13 protein-coding genes are annotated in these 17,321 nt (G+C 62.9%); 6 read left to right on the plus strand and 7 right to left on the minus strand.

The annotated features are described in order from the left end of the window. Nucleotides 1-31: 31 nt before the first annotated feature. From AC1DVV_RS17170 to AC1DVV_RS17200, 7 genes are all read right to left on the minus strand, one after another. Nucleotides 32-1,501 (minus strand): di-heme oxidoreductase family protein, encoded by a 1,470-nt coding sequence (locus AC1DVV_RS17170; RefSeq protein ID WP_477689806.1) that lies wholly within the window; start codon nt 1,499-1,501, stop codon nt 32-34. After that, nucleotides 1,501-2,646: an imelysin family protein gene (locus AC1DVV_RS17175; protein WP_477701928.1), complete on the minus strand. Its 1,146-nt coding sequence runs from the start codon at nt 2,644-2,646 to the stop codon at nt 1,501-1,503. Before AC1DVV_RS17175 ends, AC1DVV_RS17170 begins: the two co-directional genes overlap by 1 nt. Nucleotides 2,647-2,826: 180 nt before the next feature. Next, nucleotides 2,827-4,158 (minus strand): cation:proton antiporter, encoded by a 1,332-nt coding sequence (locus AC1DVV_RS17180; RefSeq protein WP_477666864.1) that lies wholly within the window; start codon nt 4,156-4,158, stop codon nt 2,827-2,829. 186 nt (nt 4,159-4,344) lie between these two features. Continuing rightward, on the minus strand, nt 4,345-5,550 hold the full coding sequence (locus AC1DVV_RS17185; protein WP_477701915.1) for a phospholipase A: 1,206 nt from the start codon (nt 5,548-5,550) through the stop codon (nt 4,345-4,347). Nucleotides 5,551-5,575: 25 nt separating this feature from the next. Beyond that, complete coding sequence (locus AC1DVV_RS17190; RefSeq protein ID WP_457282668.1) at nt 5,576-5,962, minus strand: hypothetical protein; 387 nt, start codon at nt 5,960-5,962, stop codon at nt 5,576-5,578. 408 nt (nt 5,963-6,370) lie between these two features. Next, complete coding sequence (locus AC1DVV_RS17195) at nt 6,371-8,464, minus strand: ATP-dependent helicase (RefSeq protein WP_477666862.1); 2,094 nt, start codon at nt 8,462-8,464, stop codon at nt 6,371-6,373. Between the two features lie 271 nt (nt 8,465-8,735). Next, a complete protein-coding gene (locus AC1DVV_RS17200; protein ID WP_457282670.1) occupies nt 8,736-9,599 on the minus strand; it encodes an IclR family transcriptional regulator in 864 nt (287 codons plus the stop codon). A 541-nt stretch (nt 9,600-10,140) separates the two neighbouring features. Here AC1DVV_RS17200 and AC1DVV_RS17205 point away from each other — a divergent pair. The 6 genes from AC1DVV_RS17205 to AC1DVV_RS17230 all read left to right on the plus strand — a co-directional run bounded on the left by AC1DVV_RS17205 (nt 10,141) and on the right by AC1DVV_RS17230 (nt 17,233). After that, the gene (locus tag AC1DVV_RS17205; protein WP_477666861.1) at nt 10,141-11,679 is read left to right on the plus strand and encodes a sugar ABC transporter ATP-binding protein; all 1,539 of its coding nucleotides are present in this window, start codon (nt 10,141-10,143) and stop codon (nt 11,677-11,679) included. Nucleotides 11,680-11,699: 20 nt separating this feature from the next. Beyond that, nucleotides 11,700-12,695 carry an ABC transporter permease gene (locus AC1DVV_RS17210; protein ID WP_457282672.1) on the plus strand — a complete coding sequence of 332 codons (996 nt, stop codon included), beginning with the start codon at nt 11,700-11,702 and terminating at the stop codon, nt 12,693-12,695. Nucleotides 12,696-12,832: 137 nt separating this feature from the next. Continuing rightward, entirely contained in the window at nt 12,833-13,777 is a 945-nt protein-coding gene (locus tag AC1DVV_RS17215; protein WP_457282704.1) for an ABC transporter substrate-binding protein, read from the plus strand. A 75-nt stretch (nt 13,778-13,852) separates the two neighbouring features. Next, on the plus strand, nt 13,853-15,133 hold the full coding sequence (locus tag AC1DVV_RS17220; protein WP_457282673.1) for an L-fuconate dehydratase: 1,281 nt from the start codon (nt 13,853-13,855) through the stop codon (nt 15,131-15,133). 61 nt (nt 15,134-15,194) lie between these two features. Next, nucleotides 15,195-15,977 carry an L-fucose dehydrogenase gene (locus AC1DVV_RS17225; protein ID WP_457282674.1) on the plus strand — a complete coding sequence of 261 codons (783 nt, stop codon included), beginning with the start codon at nt 15,195-15,197 and terminating at the stop codon, nt 15,975-15,977. Between the two features lie 194 nt (nt 15,978-16,171). Next, complete coding sequence (locus AC1DVV_RS17230) at nt 16,172-17,233, plus strand: porin (RefSeq protein ID WP_457282675.1); 1,062 nt, start codon at nt 16,172-16,174, stop codon at nt 17,231-17,233. Nucleotides 17,234-17,321: the final 88 nt, after the last annotated feature.

A 17,321-nucleotide genomic window follows, 5' to 3' on the forward strand; every position in this document is an offset into this window, starting at 1 on the left:
CTGGTTCAGGCGCTTGATGTCTTCATGGCACTCATAGCGATTCAAGGAATTTCACCAGCGCGGTGCGTTCCTGCGCATTCATCCGCAGGACTTTGTCCTTGCTGGCTTTGGCTTCGCCATCGTGCCAGAGCACGGCTTCCAGCGCGCCGCGCGCGCGGCCGTCGTGCAGCAGGCGGTTGTGGCCGTTCACGTCGGGCACAAGGCCGATGCCCCACAGCGGCGGCGTGCGCCATTGGCGGCCATCGGCCAGGAAGTCGGGCCGGCCGTCGGCCAGGCCTTCGCCCATGTCGTGCAGCAGCAAGTCGGTGTAGGGCCAGATGGTCTGGCCCTGCACGGCCTTGCTGCCCAGCCGCGGAAATGGGCTTTCGCCGGTGACGTAGCTCGGGCGGTGGCAGGCGGCGCACTGTGCGTCGGCAAACAGTTTCTGGCCGCGCACCACCTGGGCATCGCGCGGATTGCGGCGCGCCGCCGGTGCCAGTGTGGTTTCATAAAACACCACGTCGTTGAATGTTTTCTCGTCAATCTCGCTCGCCTTGCCCTGTGCGCCGCGCGGCGCCGCCAGGCAGTCTTTCTGGGCGGCTGTGCAGGTCTCTTTCGGAAAGACCGGCGAGGTGATGCCCATGTCGCCGAGGAAGGCGCCCGCGGTCTGGTGTGCCAGGGTGGCGACGTTGGCCTTCCAGCCGAAGCGGCCTGTGCGCATCTGCTGCGTCGGCGCGTCCCACACCTGGTTGACGACGCCGCGCACTGGGCTGTCGGAGGCGGCTTGCTCGCGCGCATTGCGCAGGATTTCCGCTTCGGGAATCGCTTCGAGCAAACCCACGCCGGCCATCTGCGGCGCGATGCGCGGGCTCACCATCACATCTTTGGCCATGGGGCCGTAATGGAGTTTGCTGAAACCGTAGCGGGGTTTTTGCAACTGGTAGGGTGTGCCGTCGGCAAACTTGCCGCGCACCACGTCGTAGCGCAGCGATATCTGCCCCTCGGGCATCACGCCCTGCACCGCGAAATTGGAAAACTGGTCGCCGTACACCGGATCCGGCAGCGGCCCGCCGTGTGCGTCCTTGCCCGGCACCGACAGGCGCAGCAGCAGGCCGACCGGCTGGTCGGCTAGGCCGCGGTTGAAGTCGGGCGGTGCGCCGCGGCCGTCCTGCACATGGCAGCCGCCGCAGGAGCGGGCGATGAAGTGCGGGCCCAGGCCGTCACGCGCGGTGGTGGAGGACGGCGCCTGTACCCAGTTGCGCTTGAAGAAAGAATTACCGATGACAAAACGCGTGCGTTCCTCATCGTCCAGGTTGGCCAGCGGAAATGAAAACGCGTTGTGGCCAGTGGCAAACACCGTGGTGTCGCCGCCGGTTTTCTCGTCGTCGGGCGCCGTGCCGGCTTGCGCACCCGGCCCTGCCGACGCCCAGAAGGCCAGCCCCGCCAGTCCCGCTGCGGCCACGCAGGCAAGCACTGCACGCGCAGGGCGCGTGACCATCCGGGACGACGCGGCCTTGGCCATTAAGGTTTGACCAGCGTCAGCTTGGTGATGCCGGCGGCGTTGGCGGCTTCCACCAGGTCCTTGCTTTGCTGCACCAGGCTGTCGACGGTTTTTTGCACGCGCAGCCGGCCGGGTGCGTCTTTGGCGCCGACGATTTCGCGGTCAAACGGTGCCTGAATGCCTTCGGCGGCGGCGACGGATGCTGCGATCTGCTTGCTGGTGCGGTCTGCCAGTGCCGGGTTTTTCACCGCCACCAGGTCACGCAGCGACGGGCCGGCCAGCGTCGTGCCGTCGGCGCGCTTGTACTGGCCCAGCCAGGCGTTCTGGATGCCTTTGGCGTTGTTCACCACGTCGCGGTGCGTATTGTCGGAAAAGCATGAGTGCTCATCTTCCTGGTCCTGGCTGGCCAGGGCGACTTCGAGGCGTTCACCGGCGAGTTCACCGCGCGAAAGCGAGCCCAGGCCGACAAACATCTTGCGCACCGACTCCATGCCGCCGCGCTCGAACTTCGCGCGGTAGGAGGTCGACGTGGGCGCCCAGGCTTTGGTGAGGGTGCCGAGGTCGTCAACCAGCAGCTCGGTCACCACCTTGAGGTATTGGCGGCGGCGGTCGGCGTTGGGTTTCTTGCCGTCCACAAAATCTTCAAACGAACGGTTGCCCGGGCCGGTGGTGCTCAGGTCCTGGCCCCACAGCAAAAATTCAATCGCGTGCCAGCCGGTGGCGATGTTTTCTTCGCCGTTGCGCTCGTTCAGGCTGGCCAGCCGTTTTTTGTTGATCACGGCCTTGCGGTTGTTGATGATGCCGGCGTTGGGTGCGTCTTTCACGTAGTCGACATAGGACTCGTCCATGGGCCAGGCATTGATGCGGCCTTCAGGGCCGTTTTTGTCATCGATCGGGCCGCCGTAAAAACGGAAGGCCTCGGTCTGGCCGTAATACTCGCGCGCGTCCAGCCAGGCCTTGCGCGCGGCCTTGAGGCCGTCGTCCGACGGTGCGTCGGTAAAAGCCTGCACCGCTTTTTGCAGGATCAGCGTGCTGGCCAGCGTGTCGTCATAGTTTGATTGCACCAGGTGGGCGTAATGCTTTGCCACGGCGGCCGCCGTGGTGGCAGGTGCCGCCACTGTGCCAGGCGCGGCGCCGGCCGCTGCCGTTGCTGCGGGCTGGGCCATGGCCGGCACGGCAAGCAGGGCCACCAGGGCGGCAAGGATGGCGGGTTTGATGGCTGGTTTCACGACGACTCCTGTGTCTTTGTTAATCGGTCAGAGTGCGATTATACAAATGAGAATCGTTATCGTTATCAATAAGGTGACTTTCTGTGACGCTGTGCGGACGCCCGCCGGACCGCTTGTTCAGGGCCCGCGGCGTTTACCCGGTTTGCGCGCCTCATAGCGTTTCATCAGCGGCGTGACAGAAATGCCGTGGGCAATCACCGAGGCGACGACCACCGCGAGCGTGATGGAAAGCAGCCGTTGCGCCAGCGCGGGCGGGAGGTGGTGGTTGATGGCATAGAGCAGGTAATACAGCGAGCCGATGCCGCGAATGCCGAACCAGGCCATCAGGCGGCGCTGCGAACCCCTGACCGGCGTTCCCAGCAGTCCGATAAAAACCGCCGCCGGCCGGATCACCAGGAACAGCGCCGGGATAAACCACAGCACTTCAGCGCGAAAGCGTGTGGTGGCGACCAGCACGCCCACCGCCAGCACGATGGCGACTTCCACGAAGCTTTCCAGCTGGCTGTTAAAGCGCTCTACTGCGCGCATCATGTGGGCGGGCGCTTCCGCGCCCGAGGCTTCCTGGTCATCGGGGCTCAGCGTTTCATCGGGTGCGGCCGCAGCCTGGGGTACGGGCCGCGCATCGGGCTCGTCGATGCGGCGCAGCGCCAGGCCCGCCGCAAACACCGCCAGGAAGCCGTAAGTCTGAAAGAGCAGCGCCAGGCCGTACGTCAACCCGATGAGTCCCAGCGCGATGAATTCGTCCGAGCCCAGCGCTTCGCGGTGGCGCATGCGCAGGTAAAGAATGGCGCGGCCCACCAGCGTGCCCAGCAGCCAGCCCAGGGCCAGGCCGCCGGCCACGGCCCACAGCACATCGACGGCCCACCAGCGCCAGCCGCCTTCGCCGAGTTCGTGCAGGCCCAGCAGGCCCAGCCCGAGCATCACAAATGGAAATGCGGTGCCGTCGTTCAGGCCGCCCTCACCGGTGAGGCCGAAACGCAGGCGGTCGCGGTCGCCCGGGTTGGCCACCTGCACGTCGGAGGCCAGCACCGGGTCGGTCGGCGCGAGGATGGCGCCCAGCAGCACCGCGGCGCCCACGGGCAGCTCCAGCACATAAACGCCCAGTGCGGTGATGGCGGCCACGGTGACCACCATCGACACGGTTGCGAGTTGCACCGGAATGCGCCAGCGGCCATCCCGTACGCGGAACTCGAGCTTCATGCCGGCGGTGAACAGCGAGATCAGTACCGCCACCTCCGTGAGGCGCTCCAGCAGCACCGTGTTCTTGAGGGCGTCGAGTTTGAGCAGCCCCAGTCCAACGGGACTGACCGCCACACCAACACCGAGGTACAGCATGGCGGCACTCAGAGGTAACCGTGCAATGAAAGAGCCGCCCAGTGTCATGGCAATCAGCAGCGCACCGGCCACGATGCAGGCCAGCGTGAAAGTGGTGGGCTCGGCAAAAGTCATCGCCCCACCTTACGGCAAGCGCAGGCGTCCCGGTATCAGCCGACGCGCCGTTGCCGTGGTGCCTGGATGCGCCCTGTAGACACGTTTGTGTCCGATTTTTTTAAGCGAAAACCGCTCTGAAGCCAATAAATAAAAGCGCAATCAGCTATAAAAACTATAGCAAACCGCGGAATGCCGTTCCAGCGCCTACCAGTCCACCAGGCTCAGGCCGATGCTCAGAACATTGCGCTTTCGGTTGTAGTCCACGAGGCTGTCACCGTAGCCGCTGAAAAGCTGCACGTGGTAGCGCAAGCCGGTGTAGTTGGGCGACGAGGCCGGCGCCATCATCCAGTCAAACCGGGCCGAGCCGCGGGCTTCCTTGCGCAACGAGTGGCGCAGCGTGACGCCCACCGTGTTGGCTTTGTTGATCTGCCAGCTGCCCGTGACTTCCGCGCGGCCCACATAGTTTTCGATGCCGGGGTTGTCGTCATTGCCCGAGGACTCCTTGAGCCGGTCCCAGATACGCCCCTGAAGGATCAGGCCCGAGTCCTGGCCCAGTGTTTTCTCGGCGGCACCCATCAGGTAGACGCGGTTCCAGCTGCGCGACAGCGGCAGCGACTGGCCGTTGGACTGGTGCACCAGCCCCAGGCCCGAGAGCCGGTAGTTCCAGCCACCGGCCAAAGGGATCTGGTGCGGGTAGATGTAGATCACCTCGGGCTCGTGGTCGGTGGTGCGAAACGGCCGCGAGATGCTGCCGTTGAACAGTTGCCAATAGCTTTGCTGCGTGTAGCCGAACCAGACCGAGTCATGGTCGTCGTCATCGTTGTCGCCGCTTTTCAGCAGGCCTTTGGCGACCTTGGTGCGCACCGACAGCTGGATTTTGTTTTCAGTGCGCATATAGGGCACAGAGGTCAGCGCGGTATGCCCTGCGGAGGGTGACGAGGGTTGCGTGTTCACGCTGTCGGCGGTGGAGACGGCCAGCGTGATCGGCCGGTAGCCGCGCAGCGAAAACGTATCGCAGTCGGTGCCGCGCTGCAGTTCCCAGAAGCGGGACAGTTCCGAGTACCTGGTGTTTTTGCAGCCGATCGGCTTGCCGTCCGGCGCTTCGGTGTTCAGTGATGGCAGCAGCAGCACCGGGGTGGCCGGCTGGCCGGTCTGGGCATTGGCCGGCGCTGTGGTCAGGCTGGGCGCGGGCGTGTTGGCGGGCGTTTGCGCATCGGCCCATTGCTGGAAGCAGGTGAGCTGCGCCGCAGGGTCGCCCTTCATGGCCTGGCAGGTTTGCCAGCCTGTGCTGGATGGGCGGTTTGCCGGCGTGGCCTGTGCATGTGCCGCAGCCGTGGTGCCAAGACCCAGGAGGGCCAGAAGCACCGTGCAAAGCGATGCAGCAGCAGGATTGAGAGATTTCAGTGGCATGGCTCGGTCTTGAAAATTGCGCTGTTCAGGGTAGCCGGGTCAGCGTGAAGGGCACATCGGGTGCATTGTCCGGGGCGCTGCTGCTGGTGTCTTTCCAGGTGCCCTTGAAGGCCTTGCCGCAAGAACCTTCGACCATTTCGCCGTTCCAGGTGCCGGTGATGCTGACATTGTCGGAGGACTCGTCGAGCAGCAACATGCCGCCCTCCAGGTCACCGGCCAATGCGGCCTTGGCCGCATGTCCGGCAATGGCTTTGGAACCGACGGCCGGCCCCAGGTCGCGGCTCACGATGCCGGCCAGGCTTTCGGCGAATTCGGCATGCCGTTCCAGCAGCATGGTGGCGCGGGCCGGCAAGCCGGCAGGTGGGCGGTCAAAGCGCACGGCCCACAGGCCATGGAGTTGTGCGGCCTTCATCTCCGTGGCGGCCGGGCAAGCGGCGGCAGGTTTCGTTTGGGCCGTAGCGCTAGTGGATATTGCGCAAGCGGCGATTAAAAAAAAAGCGGGTCGAAGAAAAAGCAAAGTCATGAACAAGTGAGTGCACGGCCTGGTCGTGCGGTACGGGCTGTAGCAACGCAGCAAGGCGGACGGAGCGGCCAAGGCTGCAGTGCAGGGGGTGAAACGGAAAACTCGGGCACGCGAGTGCGGGGTTGATGCAACGCGCAGGCCGTGGAGCTTGCGCACTATCTCACGAATACATCTCAATCAGGTAAAGCACCGGTAAAAACCCGTGGCCTGAAACGGTTTGTAACCACGGCACTGAAAACGCCTTCATGCGGCCCGGCACCTGATCTCGCGCCGAATTAACCACGGAACAGGGCAGCGCTAGCGCGTCTCTGCCGCCGCTGCCGCCGCCGCAATCCCGTCTGCTGACTTCTTCGCAAACTCCGCACGCAAGGCCTTGATCTTTTCGCGCGGGTCTTCCTTCACGGTGGCCTTGTCCAGCGCCATCTCGGCGATGAAGCGGCTGGGTGCGCCGGGAATCATGTCGCGGCCCTTCTTGCGTTTGCGCAGCCAATTCACCGCCAGCGTGCGCTGCGCGCGGGTGATGCCCACGTACATCAGGCGGCGCTCTTCCTGCAGGCGCAGTGCGATGCTGTCGGTGTTGACTCCGTCATCGTCTTCCAGCTTGAAGGGCAGCAGGCCTTCGTTCACGCCGGCCAGTACCACGTGTGGCCATTCCAGGCCTTTGGCGGCGTGCAGGGTTGAAAGGGTGACCACGTTCTGGTCGCCTTCGCGTTCGCTGATGGTGGAAAGCAGTGCAATCGTCTGCACCACTTCCAGCATGGTTTTGGTTTCGGCTGCCACCACGGCACCAGATGTGTCGTCAATCTGCCCGCCGCAGCGCTGGGCCACCCAGTCGCAAAAATCCATCACGTTGGTCCAGCGCGCGGCGGCCAGCTTTTCGCTGTCTTCGCCGTCGTACAGGTGCTTCTCGTAGTCGATTTCCTTGAGCCAGTCGTTCAGAAAAGCGCGCGCGTCTTCGGCGCCCACAGTGCGTTTGGCGCGGTATTCCAGGTCGTTGAGGTAGCGGCCAAACTCGTGCAGCGAGCCGACGGCCTTGGCCGGCAGAACCGAGCCCAGCGAGTTGCTGAAGAGCGCTTCGAAAAGACTTTGCTTCGACTGGCTCGCGAAGGTGCCGAGTGCGCCCAGCGTGGTGTGGCCGATGCCGCGCTTGGGTGTGGTCACCGCGCGCATAAACGCCGGGTCGTCGTTGTTGTTGACCAGCAGCCGCATCCAGCAGCAGAGGTCTTTGATCTCGGCGCGGTCAAAAAAACTTTGCCCGCCTGAGACCTTGTAGGGGATGTTGGCCTTGCGAAAGGCTTTCTCGAAAGGCTTGGCCAGATGGTTGGCGCGGTACAGCACGCAAAAATCTTTCCACTCCTTGTACTGCCCGCCTTCTGCCTGCAAGCTGCCTTCGGCACGCAGGCTCTGGATGCGGGCCACCACGCGTTCGGCTTCGTGCTCTTCGCTGTCGCAATCGATCACGCGCACCGGCTCGCCTTCGCCGAGCTCGCTGAACAGCGTCTTGGGAAACAGCTTGGGGTTGGGGCCGATCACGTTGTTGGCCGCGCGCAGTATGGCGCTGGTGGAGCGGTAGTTCTGCTCGAGCTTCACGACCTTGAGGTTGGGGTAGTCCTGCGGCAGCTTTTTCAGGTTGTCCAGCGTGGCGCCGCGCCAGCCGTAAATCGACTGGTCGTCGTCGCCCACGGCGGTGAAGCGGCCGCGCGGACCGACCAGCAGTTTGAGCATCTCGTACTGCGTGGCGTTGGTGTCCTGGTATTCGTCGACCAGCACATGGCCCAGCGACTGCTGCCATTTTTCGCGCACGCTGTCGTGCTCGCGCAGCAGCTTGAGCGGCAGGCCGACCAGGTCGTCGAAGTCGACGCTCTGGTAGGCCGTCAGGCGCTCTTCGTAGTGCGCCATCACGCGGGCGATGGCGCGCTCTTCGTCGCCATTGGCCTGCACCATGGCTTCTGCTGCATTGAGGCCCATGTTCTTCCACAGGCTGATGGTCCATTGCCATTGCCGCGCCGTGGCCGCATCGGTGCTGCCGCCGGCGTCCTTGATGATGCTGGTCACATCGTCGCTGTCGAGAATCGAGAACTGGGGTTTGAGGCCCAGCGCCGCGCCGTCCTGGCGCAGCATGCGCACGCCCAGTGCGTGGAAGGTGCAGACCAGCACGCCCTTGGCGCTTTTGCCGATCAGCGCCTTGGCCCGTTCGCGCATTTCAGCGGCGGCCTTGTTGGTGAAGGTGATCGCGGCAATCTGCTCAGGCTTGAGCCCTGACTGGATCAGCCGGCCTATCTTGTGTGTGATCACTCGCGTCTTGCCGGAACCGGCGCCCGCCAGTACCAGGCAGGGACCATGCAGGTAGTTCACGGCTTCTTGTTGGGCGAGGTTCAGGCCGTGGGTCATGAAAACAATCGATTCCAAGGGGAAAAATGCGCGGGACCGGCCCTGTCAGGGACAGCCAGGGAACGGCAAATCATAGCGGCTGCCCTTTTGGAGCCTGTAGCTCGGTTTGGACCGCACCGCAGGTTTCATGCCTGGCGCTTTAGCTGGATGAAAAAAGACCGCGCCCGCACGGAACCACCACAAGCCCCGGATTCAAGCAATAAATGCTTGCAGCGCAGTGCTGGTCTGCGCTGGCAGCTATCGAATCAATAGCATAGGAGCAGGCGCGGCTTCATGCGTTCCGGCTCGCCGGGGCGAACCCACCCTGCGTCAACGACAGTGCCTGGGCTGCCTGCTGCAGCAGCAGGCGCACGGTTTTCTGGTCGGGGCCGACGTGGCGGTCTATGCGCCGCACGTAAGGGCAGGTCAACGCGGCCAGGGCGCTGTGGTCGGGCCCGAAGATGGGGCAGGAAATATCGGCCACGCCGAAAGACTGCAGACTGTCGCGCTCGAAATAGCCTTGCTCCCGGATGACACCGAGGGCGGCAGCCAATGCATCGGACCCGATCGGCACTTCGCCTTCGAGTGCGGTGTGCTGGGTCAGCATTTGCTGAGTCTGGCTGGCATCCGCGAAAGCCAGCAACACCCGGCCCGAGGCGGTATCGACCAGCCCGACATGCACGCCCACGCGGATCGTCATGCTCCAGGTGCCGGGGCCGTTGACCTGTGCGGTGATCAGCACGTTGCCCTGGTCATAGACGCCCATGTGGCAGGCCTGCTCAGCCTTGTGCGCAAAGGCCTCCATGATGGGAATGGCCTGGGTCACCAGCCGGTTGAGCGGTGGATGCATGTGCGCCAGCGTGAAGAGTTTCAGGCTCAGCGAGTAGCGGTCGCCCGAGAGCGAGCGCATGACATATTGCCGTGCCACCAACCGCTCCAGCATGCGGTAGATCTCGCTCGCGTTGCGGTCCATTTCCTTGACGATCTCCGCGCGCGTCAGGCCCTGCGGCTGGCGAGCCAGCAACTCAAGGATGTCCAGGCCCTTGTCAAGCGCCGGTGCCCGGTAGCGGTCGTCGGCAAGAGGCGGGGATGCGGTGACGACGGCGTCGTTCGTGTTCTGGTCATTCGTCGGGAGAACGGAATATTTTTGTGTCATGGCGGCAGGGTGGGTGAGGTCAAAGGCATTGCAATTTTGATATGTAACGCAGCGCTCTTGATATGGCACGCGGCGCTCGCGAAGACTTTCGCCTTCATTGTTTTAGATTTATTTACTTTTGCACTTAATGTTCATCAATAAATTAAATCTTGACCTAGGGAAAGTCCGGGGCTTGGAAAGATGAGCAAATTTCTATGATTCACACCGCTTCAATCCATAAGTGAATAGATTGTTCATCAATGAACCATTTGTAACAATAAGTTTCCTGATTTTGGTGCCTTCGCCTCATTGAACGGTTCCGTCAACGCAAAAAGGTTTTTGTCATGCACCCAGGAAGTTTGGAAGGAAAAACAGTATCGATCTGCGCGGCCGCCCAAGGCGTCGGCCAGGCCCGTACAACGGTTTGCCTGGCCCCGGGTGATTCCGGGCGTTGCTGCAGCGCCTGGTTTGGGCGCACTCCGGGCCGGTCGACGGGCCGTCTGGCCACGGTCAACGACATCGCGCCGATCTGAGCGAGCACCGCGCCTGTCCGGAACCGCCCATGACACCTCTTGTGAGCATCAGCAACCTGTGCAAATCCTTTCCGGGAGTGCGCGCGTTGCACAACGCCCGGCTTGAGGTTGCCGCAGGCGAGGTGCATGCGCTGATGGGCGAGAACGGCGCCGGGAAATCGACCCTGATGAAGATACTGGCCGGGGTCTACCAGAAGGATGCGGGCGAGATCAGCATCGACGGTCAGGCGGTCGAGATTGCCAGCCCGCGCGCTGCGCAGGCGCTGGGCATCGGCATCATCCACCAGGAACTCAACCTGATGAGCCATCTGAGCGTGGCGCAGAACATCTTCATCGGACGCGAGCCGCTCGGGCGGCTGGGGCTGTTCATCGATACCGAGAAGATGGCCCGTGACACGAAAGCGATATTCGACCGCCTGAACCTGAACCTGGAACCGCACACGCTGGTCTGCGACCTGACGGTGGCGCGCCAGCAGATGGTGGAGATCGCCAAGGCGCTGTCGTTCGACTCGCGCGTGCTGATCATGGACGAGCCCACTGCCGCGCTGAACAATGCGGAAATCGACGACTTGTTCCGCATCATCGGCCAGCTCAAGCGCCACGGCGTCGGCATCGTGTACATCTCGCACAAGATGGACGAGCTCAAGCGCATCTCGGACCGCGTGACAGTGATGCGCGACGGCCAGTACATCGGCACCGTGCCGACTGCCACCACCAGCATGGACACCATCATCGGCATGATGGTCGGGCGCGCGCTGCTTGAAGACGAGAGGCCGCCGGCAACCGGTCAGGGCCGGGAGACCGTGCTGGAGGTGCGCGGGCTCAATCGCGGCCGTACGATCAAGGATGTCAGCTTCACCGTGCGCAAGGGCGAAATCCTCGGGTTTGCCGGCCTGATGGGCGCGGGCCGAACCGAAGTGGCGCGTGCCGTGTTCGGCGCCGACAAAAGGGATTCGGGAGAGATCTGGGTCAGGGGCCGCCAGATCGGGGTGCATAGCCCGGCCGACGCGGTTGAGCACGGCATCGGCTACCTGTCGGAAGACCGCAAGCACTTCGGTCTGGCCACCGGCATGGATGTGCAGACCAACATTGTGCTGTCGAGCTTGCGGCGGTTCTTGAGCTTCGGGTTTCTTCTCAAGCCCGCGGCCATACAGGACACGGCTGCGAAGCTGATCGCGCAACTGGGCATCAAGACCCCAAGCGCGCTGCAGAAAGTGGCGCTGCTGTCGGGGGGCAACCAGCAAAAAATCGTCGTCGCCAAATGGCTGGTGCGCGACTGCGAGATCCTGTTTTTTGACGAGCCTACGCGCGGCATTGACGTGGGCGCCAAGAGTGAAATCTACAAGCTGCTCAATGCGCTGGCGGCGCAGGGCCGTGCCATCGTGATGATCTCCTCCGAACTGCCCGAGGTGCTGCGGCTGAGCCACCGCATCGTGGTGATGTGCGAGGGCCGCATCACCGGCGAGCTGGCGGCATGGGACGCGACCCAGGAAAAAATCATGCAGCTCGCCACCCAGCGCGAAGCCACGGCTACCGTTTCCGGCACGGTTGCCGCTGCTGCCTTCTAAGAATACCGGAACCACCATCCATGACCGTCTCCAAGTTGCTGCAAGGTTTCAAAACTGCAGCTTTTAGCAGCAACACCCGTCAAAAGCTGTTGGCATTTGCCAGCTTGCTGGGGTTGCTGATTTTCTTCAGCATGGCCTCGTCCAGTTTCATGCAGACCGACAACATGGTGGGCATTTTGCAGGCCACTGCGGTTAACGGCGTGCTGGCCATCGCCTGCACCTTTGTCATCATCACCTCGGGCATCGACCTGTCGGTGGGCACCTTGATGACCTTTTGCGCCGTCATGGCCGGGGTGGTGCTGACCTATTGGGGCCTGCCCTTCTACCTGGGCGTGCTGGCCGCCATTTTCTTCGGTGCGTTCTCTGGCTTCACCTCGGGCGTGCTGATTGCCAAGCTGAAGATCCCGCCTTTCATTGCCACGCTGGGCATGATGCTCATGCTCAAAGGCCTGTCGCTGGTCATCACCCAATCCAAGCCAATCTATTTCAACGACACGCCGGAGTTCTCGGTCATTTCCCAGGAGTCGTTGATCGGTTATTTCTTGCCCGATCTGCCCATCCCCAATGCGGTGCTGATCCTGTTTGTGGTGGCGGTGGTATCCAGCCTGATCCTGAACAAGACGGTGCTGGGGACCTACACCTTCGCGCTGGGCAGCAACGAAGAGGCGGTACGCCTGTCGGGCGTGAATGTGGACCGCTGGAAGATCATTGTCTACACGCTCAGCGGCGCGATTTGCGGCGTGGCCGGGCTGCTCATCGCCTCGCGCCTGAATTCCGCGCAGCCGGCGCTGGGCCAGGGTTATGAGCTGGACGCGATTGCCGCCGTCGTGATCGGAGGCACCTCGTTGAGCGGTGGGGCGGGCACGATCCTGGGCACCATCATCGGCGCCTTCATCATGAGTGTGCTGACCAACGGGCTGCGCATCATGTCGGTGGCCCAGGAGTGGCAGACGGTGGTGACGGGCCTGATCATCATCGTGGCGGTGTATGCCGATATTTTGCGAAAGCGCAAGTAAATGAAAGCAAGTGCGGTTTCAGCCGCTATCCGCCTGCGTGCAGTTCTTACGAAGGAGAAACCCAAACCCCAGGCCCTGCCAACGTTTGATTTCTGATATTTCATTGCAACACCCATAACGATCCGGAGATGACCATGATTTTGAAACGAACACTTTTGAGCCTTGCGCTGGGCCTTGGCCTGGCTTCCACCTTGAGCACGACGGCGCTGGCCGCCGACGAGATCTACATTCCAATGATCTCCAAGGGCTTTCAGCACCAGTTCTGGCAAGCCGTCAAGGCCGGCGCCGAGCAGGCCGGCAAGGACTACAAGGTCAAGGTGACCTTCGAAGGCCCCGAGAGCGAGAGCATGGTGGACAAGCAGATCGACATGTTCGCGGCGGCGCTGGCCAAAAAGCCGTCGGCCATCGGCTTTGCCGCGCTGGACAGCAAGGCGTCGATCCCGCTGCTGAAAAAAGCCCAGGCCGCCAAGATCCCGGTCATCGCCTTTGACTCGGGCGTGGACAGCGATATTCCGGTAACCACGACCACCACCAACAACGTGGCCGCCGCCGCCCTCGCTGCCGACAAGATGGCCGAGCTGATCGGTAAAAGCGGCGATGTCGCCCTGGTGGTGCATGACCAGACCAGCCGCACCGGCATCGATCGCACCGACGGATTTGTCAACCGTATCAAGTCAACCTATCCCAACATCAAGATCGTCAGCGTGCAGTACGGCGGCGGCGACCAGCTCAAATCGACCGAGATCACCAAGTCCATCCTGCAGGCCAACCCCAACCTGAAGGGAATTTTCGGCGCGAACGAAGGCTCGGCCATCGGCGCGCTGAACGGCGCCAGGGAAATGAAGCGCAAGGTGGTGATCATCGGCTACGACTCCGGCAAGCAGCAAAAGGCCGCCATCATGGATGGCTCGATGGCCGGCGCCATCACCCAGAACCCGGTCGGCATTGGCTACAAGACGGTGGAGGCGGCGGTCAAGTCCCTCAAGGGCGAAAAGCTCCCCAAGATCATCGATACCGGCTTTTACTACTACGACAAGACCACCATCAACGATCCCAAGATCGCTGCGGTTCTGTATGACTGATGGGTGCGGCGGCCTCAGGGCCACGCGCTGAAGCGCTTCTTCACCAGGCAAACAGCAATCCCCAGGCAATCATTCATGAGCACTATCCAATCCATGCGTGTCGTCGATGTGCGCTTTCCCACGTCGCGGCATCTCGACGGCTCGGACGCGATGAATCCGGACCCGGACTATTCGGCGGCCTATGTGGTGCTGGAAACCGGCGAGCCGGGGCTTGAAGGCCATGGCCTGACTTTCACCATCGGCCGTGGCAATGAAGTCTGCTGCGCCGCCATAGAAGCCATGCGCCACCTGGTGGTCGGCCTCGACATGGACTGGGTGACCGAAGACATGGGCCGCTTCTGGCGTTACATCACCTCGGACAGCCAGCTGCGATGGATCGGCCCCGACAAGGGCGCGATCCACCTGGCGACAGCCGCGGTGGTCAATGCCGTGTGGGACCTGTGGGCCAAGCAGGAGGGCCTGCCGGTGTGGAAGCTGGTGGCCCGCATGAGCCCGGAAGAGATCGTCAGGCTGATCGACTTCCGCTACATCACCGACTGCATCACGCCGGCCGAAGCGCTGGCACTGTTGACGCGCCAGGCCGCCGGCAAGGACGCGCGCCTGAAGACGCTCGAGCAGGAAGGCTACGCTTGCTACACCACTTCCGCCGGCTGGCTGGGCTATGACGACGAAAAGCTCAGGCGCCTGGCCCAGGAGGCGGTGGACGCCGGCTTTTCGCACATCAAGCTCAAGGTGGGCCGCGACCTGCAGGACGACATCCGGCGGGTGCGCGTCGCCCGCGAGGTACTCGGCCCCGACCGCACCCTGATGATTGATGCTAACCAGGTGTGGGATGTCAACGAGGCGATTGAGTGGCTGGGCCACCTGGGCTTTGCCAAGCCCTGGTTCATCGAGGAGCCGACCAGCCCCGACGACATTGAGGGTCACCGCCGCATCCGCGAGGCGGTGAAGGGCGACATGCAGGTCGCCACAGGCGAGATGTGCCAGAACCGCGTCATGTTCAAGCAGCTCATCATGCAGGGCGCCATTGACGTGGTGCAGATCGACGCCTGCCGCCTGGGCGGGGTCAACGAGGTGCTGGCCGTGATGTTGATGGCGGCCAAATATGGGCTCAAGGTTTGTCCGCATGCCGGCGGCGTCGGCCTGTGCGAATACGTGCAGCACCTGTCGATGATCGATTACCTCTGCATCGCCGGTACCAAGGAAGGCCGGGTGATCGAATACGTGGACCACCTGCACGAGCATTTCGTGGACCCCTGCGTGATTCGCCATGCCGCCTACATGCCGCCGCAGCGGCCAGGTTATTCGATTGAGATGAAGCGCGAATCGCTGGCGCAGTACGCCTTCAAGGGCTGATGGCCGCTACACACCCTCGGCTGAGCCTGACCATAACCAACATCTGACACCGGAGCCCTTGATGAATTTGCACCTTCAAAACAAGATTGTCATTGTCACCGGCGGGGGCGCCGGAATTGGCGGGGCCATCAGCCTGCAGCTGGCACGCGAAGGCGCCGTGCCGGTGATCTTCGGCCGCAGCCCCTTGTTGCCGGAATTTTCCGCGGCCTTGCGGGATCTCGGTGCACGCCACGGGTTTTTCCAGCTCGACCTTGAAAGCGAATCGGCCTGCCGGACCGCGGTGCAGGGCGCCGTGGCCGAATTCGGCGGCATTGATGCGCTGGTCAACAACGCCGGCGTCAACGACAGCGTCGGCCTGGAGGCCGGCCCCGAGGCCTTCAAGCGCTCGCTGCAGTCCAACCTGATGCATTACTACCTGATGGCGCACCTGTGCCTGGACCAGCTCAAGGCCAGGCGCGGCGCCATCGTCAACATTTCCTCCAAGACGGCGCTCACCGGGCAGGGCAACACCAGCGGCTATGTCGCGGCCAAGGCGGCCCAGCTGGGGCTTACACGCGAATGGGCTGCCGCGCTGGCGCCGCATGGCGTGCGGGTCAATGCGGTGCTGCCGGCCGAAGTCATGACACCGCTCTATGAAACGTGGCTCAAGACCTTTGCCGACCCCGCAGCGGCGCTGGCCGACATCACGGCCCGGATTCCCCTCGGCCAGCGCATGACGACCGACCGCGAAATTGCCGACACGGTGGTGTTCCTGCTGTCCGATCGCGCCTCGCACACGACGGGCCAGTGGATTCATCCCGATGGCGGCTATGTGCATCTGGACCGCGCCTTACCTGTCGGCTGACCGTCATGAACAGACATCCATACGGCCAAAACGCCATGCGGCGTTGCCAGCTACCGAGCCCTGAAAAGCGCGATGAAGCTCGCCGCAGATTTTCCCCGCCCGAACCGGGTTCGCTCTGGGCAGCCATGCCGGCGAATGGGCATATCCGGACTTTTTAACTGACTCAACCTAACCATAGCAAAGAGAGACAAATCATGAAAGCTGCTTTCCGTAGTGTGTACCTCGGCGTGGCCTGCGCGGCCGTGCTGGCGCCGCAGTTGGCCTCGGCCCAGTCCAGCGTCACCTTGTACGGACGTGCCGTATCCGGCCTGGCCTATATTGACAATGTGTATGACCCGGTGGCCAATGCCAGCTTCTCCAAAGCCATGGTGGCCAGCAACCAGTGGGGCACCAGCATGTGGGGCATGAAGGGCAAGGAAGACCTGGGCGGCGGGCTGGCGGCCAACTTCCTTCTCGAAAGCGGGTTTGAACTGAAAAACGGCTCGGTCGGCTCGGCATTGTTCAACCGCCGCGCCTATGTCGGTCTGTCCAACGCCAGCTGGGGCAGCTTCCGTCTTGGCAAGAACCTGTTCATCAGCAACGACGTGTGGGACCTGGACCCGACTGGCCAACAGTGGGTGGGCAGCGCCACCCTGGTCAGGGGCCGCAGCTGGCCCGGTGCCAGCAACGTGGTCGAGTATTCAACGCCTGATATGGGCGGCTTCAGCGCCACCGGGCAAATCTCGTTTGGCGAACAGGCTGGAAACAGCAAGGCCAACCGCGGCGAAGGCATATCGATGACCTATGCGAACCAGGACCTGATGCTGCGCGCCATCTATTCCCAGCGCCGTAATGCTACCGCCACCTTCACGGATGTTTTCAGCACCTCCAAGGAAACCATCATAGGCGGCACTTACAAGTTCGGCCCGGCCAAGCTCTATGCAGCCTACGACTACATCACCGCACCCGACGCGGCCCTCACCGCCGCGTCCAAGCTCAAGCATGCCTGGGTTGGCGTTCGCTACGATGTGACCCCGGCGCTCACGCTGATCGGTTCGGTCTTCCACGTCAAATCTGACCGGGTGGCCGGCAAGGCCACGCTGGGCATGGTGGGTGCGGACTACAACATGTCCAAGCGCACGCTGCTGTACGCGTCATTCGGTAGCGTCAGCAACTCCAGTGGTGCCAACTTCGGGGTGGACGGGGGGATTTCGGGAAATCCGGCGGTCAACCAGGGGCAAAGAACCGTTTACGCGGGTATCGCGCACAGCTTTTAAAGGGCAACGCTGCCGGGCGAGTTCCATGCGTTCGGCGGCAGGCCGGCAGGTTCAGATCGGGATCACCTGACGCGGGCCAGCTGGCCAG

Source organism: Polaromonas sp. P3_B4, assembly GCF_056402835.1.

What these genes read in the sequence shown, in the direction of transcription:
- AC1DVV_RS17225 (WP_457282674.1), top strand. Translation starts at nt 15,195, where the DNA reads ATGAATTTGCACCTTCAAAACAAGATTGTCATTGTCACCGGCGGGGGC.
- AC1DVV_RS17185 (WP_477701915.1), bottom strand. Translation starts at nt 5,550, where the DNA reads ATGCCACTGAAATCTCTCAATCCTGCTGCTGCATCGCTTTGCACGGTG.
- AC1DVV_RS17205 (WP_477666861.1), top strand. Translation starts at nt 10,141, where the DNA reads ATGACACCTCTTGTGAGCATCAGCAACCTGTGCAAATCCTTTCCGGGA.
- AC1DVV_RS17200 (WP_457282670.1), bottom strand. Translation starts at nt 9,599, where the DNA reads ATGACACAAAAATATTCCGTTCTCCCGACGAATGACCAGAACACGAAC.
- AC1DVV_RS17230 (WP_457282675.1), top strand. Translation starts at nt 16,172, where the DNA reads ATGAAAGCTGCTTTCCGTAGTGTGTACCTCGGCGTGGCCTGCGCGGCC.
- AC1DVV_RS17210 (WP_457282672.1), top strand. Translation starts at nt 11,700, where the DNA reads ATGACCGTCTCCAAGTTGCTGCAAGGTTTCAAAACTGCAGCTTTTAGC.
- AC1DVV_RS17170 (WP_477689806.1), bottom strand. Translation starts at nt 1,501, where the DNA reads ATGGCCAAGGCCGCGTCGTCCCGGATGGTCACGCGCCCTGCGCGTGCA.
- AC1DVV_RS17175 (WP_477701928.1), bottom strand. Translation starts at nt 2,646, where the DNA reads ATGGCCCAGCCCGCAGCAACGGCAGCGGCCGGCGCCGCGCCTGGCACA.
- AC1DVV_RS17195 (WP_477666862.1), bottom strand. Translation starts at nt 8,464, where the DNA reads ATGACCCACGGCCTGAACCTCGCCCAACAAGAAGCCGTGAACTACCTG.
- AC1DVV_RS17190 (WP_457282668.1), bottom strand. Translation starts at nt 5,962, where the DNA reads ATGAAGGCCGCACAACTCCATGGCCTGTGGGCCGTGCGCTTTGACCGC.
- AC1DVV_RS17220 (WP_457282673.1), top strand. Translation starts at nt 13,853, where the DNA reads ATGAGCACTATCCAATCCATGCGTGTCGTCGATGTGCGCTTTCCCACG.
- AC1DVV_RS17180 (WP_477666864.1), bottom strand. Translation starts at nt 4,158, where the DNA reads ATGACTTTTGCCGAGCCCACCACTTTCACGCTGGCCTGCATCGTGGCC.